This window comes from Desulfovibrio sp. 1214_IL3152, assembly GCF_036763055.1.
Taxonomy (GTDB): Bacteria; Desulfobacterota; Desulfovibrionia; order Desulfovibrionales; family Desulfovibrionaceae; genus Desulfovibrio.
In genome coordinates, this window is record NZ_JBAIYW010000221.1 from 1 (window position 1) to 4,565 (window position 4,565).

3 protein-coding genes are annotated in these 4,565 nt (G+C 51.0%); all 3 read left to right on the plus strand.

Going from position 1 to position 4,565, the window contains the following annotated elements:
- Positions 1–531 precede the first annotated feature (531 nt).
- The 3 genes from V6C07_RS04700 (at position 532) to V6C07_RS04710 (ending at position 4,352) form a co-directional block, all read left to right on the plus strand.
- A complete protein-coding gene (locus V6C07_RS04700) occupies positions 532–858 on the plus strand; it encodes a hypothetical protein (protein ID WP_333535211.1) in 327 nt (108 codons plus the stop codon).
- A 45-nt stretch (positions 859–903) separates the two neighbouring features.
- Entirely contained in the window at positions 904–1,611 is a 708-nt protein-coding gene (locus V6C07_RS04705) for a Fic family protein (RefSeq protein WP_333535213.1), read from the plus strand.
- Positions 1,612–2,036: 425 nt separating this feature from the next.
- Positions 2,037–4,352, plus strand: a complete 2,316-nt coding sequence (locus V6C07_RS04710) for a vitamin B12-dependent ribonucleotide reductase (protein ID WP_333535214.1) — start codon at positions 2,037–2,039, stop codon at positions 4,350–4,352.
- Positions 4,353–4,565 lie beyond the last annotated feature (213 nt).

The following is a 4,565-nucleotide window of genomic DNA, read 5'->3' on the forward strand; positions in this document are numbered from 1 at the left end:
CCCGACCCGTCCGCTTCTGCGCAAGGCACCCGGCACGTGCAGGGCCGCCATGAAAGGCGAGGCGGAAAAGGATAGGTCTTTGGGGCGGCCCTGGGTTGACTACTGGCGTTCTCAGCCCTGACAGAAGCCGTTTTCCGGCGTGTGAAGCCCTTGGGGGTGGAAGTTGCCCCCCCCAGAGGGCCAGAGGTAGGCTACCGTGTTTAACCGCGTCCATAACCCCGGGGGGCAACGGCTGAAGCTGCGCTTGCGCCTTTCGGCCAAGGGATTACCCTAGAACCCCCTGGTTTGTGGCCCCTTCGCAAACCGGGGGTTCCCTTTTTGCGTAACACGAATGTGTTTGCCGCGGCAACTCCGTAGCCAGGTTGATCAGAAGTATAACTGCTGTTTTTCTTAAAACGGCGTTCCGCACGAGTAGCACGAATGGCTAAATATTCCCCCCGGATTACGGACTGCAAGTGAAAGCTCACAAATGTAATTACATTGACATTACGTCTAAAATGTACTACATTTTGAAAAATGGAGAGCAATGACATGCAACCAACCATGAATAAAGAGACGACAATAACGTTCCGAGTTGAACCTAGTTTACGCTCTGATTTCACCAAGGCAGCGAAAAAAGTTAAAATGCCCGCTGCTCAAATTTTGCGAATTTTGATGCAAAATTTCATAGATAATGTGCAAGACGCGTCTAATCTTCCCAATAAAGAAGGTGAACACCGGGCGCAAGCAATAAAATTTGCTGAAGCATCTGCAAATTTTGAAGGCTGCTATTTTCCTGAGAATGCCCGCCCATTTATTACTCGTTATATAAACGGAGAAATGGACATAAATAGCATCCTTAAAACTCTTTTGGCATAACTAAAAAGGCAGTGTTGTACACTGCCTTTTTGTGAGCAAACTACTATGTACAGTCAAAAAGAAAAACAAGATATTGCTGTTATTCTTCGTCTCGCCGAATTAGAAGAAAAAGCAGTTCAAGGAAATTTTAATATTTTACATCTCAAAGAGATACATAGACGTATTTTTCAAGATTTTCCAAAACTCGGAAGCGACATTACACCAGGGCAATTTAGAAAACCTGTAGGCAAAAACCTTGATTGGGTAAAAACACGACAGCTTGAAAGCGTTAATGCTGCCTCAAATGTTGCGTATTCAAATATGTCAAAAGACGCTCAAAAAAAATTAGAAATGATGCTTTCTACTATAGACACAAAAAAATTGTCTATATTAAAAAAAGAAGAATTTTGTAAAAATATTGCTGATATATACATTGCAGTTGACTATATACATCCATTCAATGATGGAAATAGCAGGACATTAAGAACTTTTACGCGACAGCTTGCTAAAGAATCAGGCTATCATTTAGAATGGGAGGCTCTTAACAAAAACGCTTCCGGAAGAGATGTTTTATATATTGCAAGAGATATTAGCGTTAATAAAATTTCAATTACGTTAGCTCAATCAGAAGGTACAAAAAGGGATATTACTTTTTCACTTGACCAGCTTGGAAGCAATAAAGATATGCATGCTCTCGTAAAAGAAATTATACATCCAGTCCTTGAAAAAGAGCGCCAACAGACACAAACCAAAAAGCAAGAGCCTGGGAGATAAGTTAGACACAAGGGAGTGTCAAAAAATCTACCTTTTGCCACTTTTTTTATTTCCGTAGCAGGCCGCTTTTTGCCTGTATCAAAAATCCTGTCAAAAATAACTTGCACCTTTGCCGCGTCCGTCTGTCAGCGCAAGAGTCGGAACAGTTTCAAAGTTAAAATGCTCTAATCCCGGGCTGGCGCTTAGCCGTTTTGCCTGTTCGCCTTTTTGGCCGCCCCGTGTTCTGTTTGATGAAGCACGGGGCGGATTTTTATGAATGATTGCCTAATGATACAATTTATCAATATAAAAAGATATGAAAACCAAATAGTTAGTATCTAGATGCATGCTGGCTGCTTTCATTCGGTCCACAACCGTGTATAGTGGCGTTTGGCCCGCAGGGCCGCTTTCGCCCTTTGTAACTTCAAGAAAAGGTTTCTGCTCCCATGTTTGCAATGCCCAAAAATCTGCCCCATCCGCAACTGAAGCCCAATACCGAAGTTGTTTTGCAAAAGCGCTATCTGCGTAAAAACCTGGACGGCAAGATCATTGAAGAGCCGCGCGATCTTTTCTGGCGCGTGGCCGCGTCCATTGCCGCCCAGGAAAAAAGCTACAAAGGCTCAAGCCGCAAGTCTGAGCAACTGGCCCGTGATTTTTACGACCTCATGACCAGCTGGAAATTCCTGCCCAATTCGCCCACCCTCATGAACGCCGGTACGGACCTGGGGCAGCTTTCGGCCTGCTTTGTACTGCCCGTGGGGGATTCCATTGAAGAAATTTTTGACGCCGTCAAATACGCCGCCATGATACACAAATCCGGCGGCGGCACGGGCTTTTCCTTTTCCCGCTTGCGGCCCAAAGACAGCCGCGTAGGCTCCACCGGAGGCGTGGCGTCCGGCCCTGTGTCTTTTTTGCGCATCTTTAATACCGCCACCGAGCAGATAAAGCAGGGCGGCACGCGGCGCGGGGCCAATATGGGCATTCTGCGGGTGGATCACCCGGATATTCTGGAGTTCATCCGGGCCAAGGAGAAAGAAGGGGAGTTTAATAACTTCAATCTTTCCGTGGGACTGACAGAAGCGTTCATGCAGGCTGTGGAAGGCGACGAGCAGTATGACCTTGTTTCGCCCCATAACGGTGAAGTCATAAACCGCCTGCCCGCGCGCCAGGTTTTCGACCTGCTGGTGCGCAAGGCGTGGCAGTCCGGCGATCCGGGCATTGTTTTTCTTGACCGCATCAACCGTGACAATCCCACGCCTGACCAGGGAGATATCGAGTCCACCAATCCTTGCGGCGAGCAGCCGCTTTTGCCCTTTGAGGCGTGCAATCTGGGTTCCATCAACCTTTCCTGCTTTCATGTGCCGGGGCATGAAAACGGTGCAGACCCCGCTGCGGGCATTGACTGGGACGATTTGCGCCGTGTGGTGCATCTGTCTGTGCGTTTTCTTGACAATGTGATTGACGCTTCGCGCTTTCCGCTTGAGCGCATCGGCGAAACCGTGCGCAAAAACCGCAAGATCGGCCTGGGCGTTATGGGCTTTGCGGATCTGCTTTTTCAGCTTGGCGTGGCGTATGACTCGCAGCAGGGGCTTGATCTTGGCGAGCGCATCATGGCCTTTGTGCAGGAAGAAGGACACAGGGCCTCGGCGGAACTGGCGCGGGAGCGCGGACCTTTTCCGGCCTATGAGTCTTCGGTGTTTGCGGCCAAAAAACTTGGGCCGTACCGCAATGCCACGGTAACCACCATTGCGCCCACGGGTACGCTTTCCATCATTGCGGGCTGCTCGTCGGGCGTGGAACCGCTTTTTGCTCTCTGCTTTACCCGCAACATTCTGGATGGCGAACGTCTGGTGGAGATCAATCCGCATTTTGAGACGGCGCTGGAGTCCGGGGGGCTGTTCAGTCACGAACTGATGGATGCGGTGGCAGCCAGGGGATCCATTCAGGATATGGACTATCTGCCCGCTGTGCTGCGCAAGACCTTTGTGACCGCTATGGACATCGCCCCCCAATGGCATCTGCGCATGCAGGCAGCCTTTCAGCGGCATACGGACAATGCCGTGTCCAAAACCGTCAACCTGCCCAACAGCGCGACAGAACAGGATATTCGTGAAATTTACTGGCTGGCCTATCAGGAGGGCTGCAAGGGCGTTACCGTGTACCGCGACGGCTGCAAGAGCATTCAGGTGTTGGCAACCGGAGAAGGCCAGAAAAAAATGGACGGCGGTTCCGCTGAAGCCGCGGACGGAGGTGCTGCGGGCGAATATGTCGACGGGTATGCTGCGGGTGGCCCCATTGCCGCAGCGCCGTCACTGGTGCGCAAGCGTCCGGATGAAGTACAGGGCTTTACCCGCAAGGTGCAGACTGGTCTTGGGGCCATGTATCTTACCGTAAATGAGGTGGACGGCAGGCCCTTTGAAGTGTTCGCCACCATCGGCAAGTCCGGGCGTTCCATCACGGCCAAGGCAGAGGCCATCGGGCGGCTTGTGTCCCTTGCGTTGCGCTCCGGTGTGCACGTGCGTGACGTAGTGGCGCAGATCAAGGGCATAGGCGGCGAACATCCTGTCTTTCGGGGCAAGGGGCTGCTGCTTTCCATACCCGATGCCATCGCCTGGGTGCTGGAACAGCGCTACCTCAAGGACGAAGTGGTGGATACCGTCAATGATATTGCCGCCAGTCGCTGCCCGGACTGCGGCGAAAAGCTGGTATTTCAGGAGGGCTGCCTCATCTGCCCGGCCTGCGGCTTTTCCCGTTGCGGTTAGGGTGATTTTATTTTGAAACCGCTCGGGACGGCTGCGCAGGCAGCCTTTTGCCTGCCGTAAGCGAGCATTTCAAGTGTTAAATGCCCTAGAGCAATTTCACTTTGAAATTGCTCTGGCGGCTGCGTGAGCAGACGTTCGCTACGGAGGCGTAAGCGCAGTTTATCTGCGCGGTTAAACGCCGAAGTGAGCGTGCCTTAAACTTTGAGAATATAC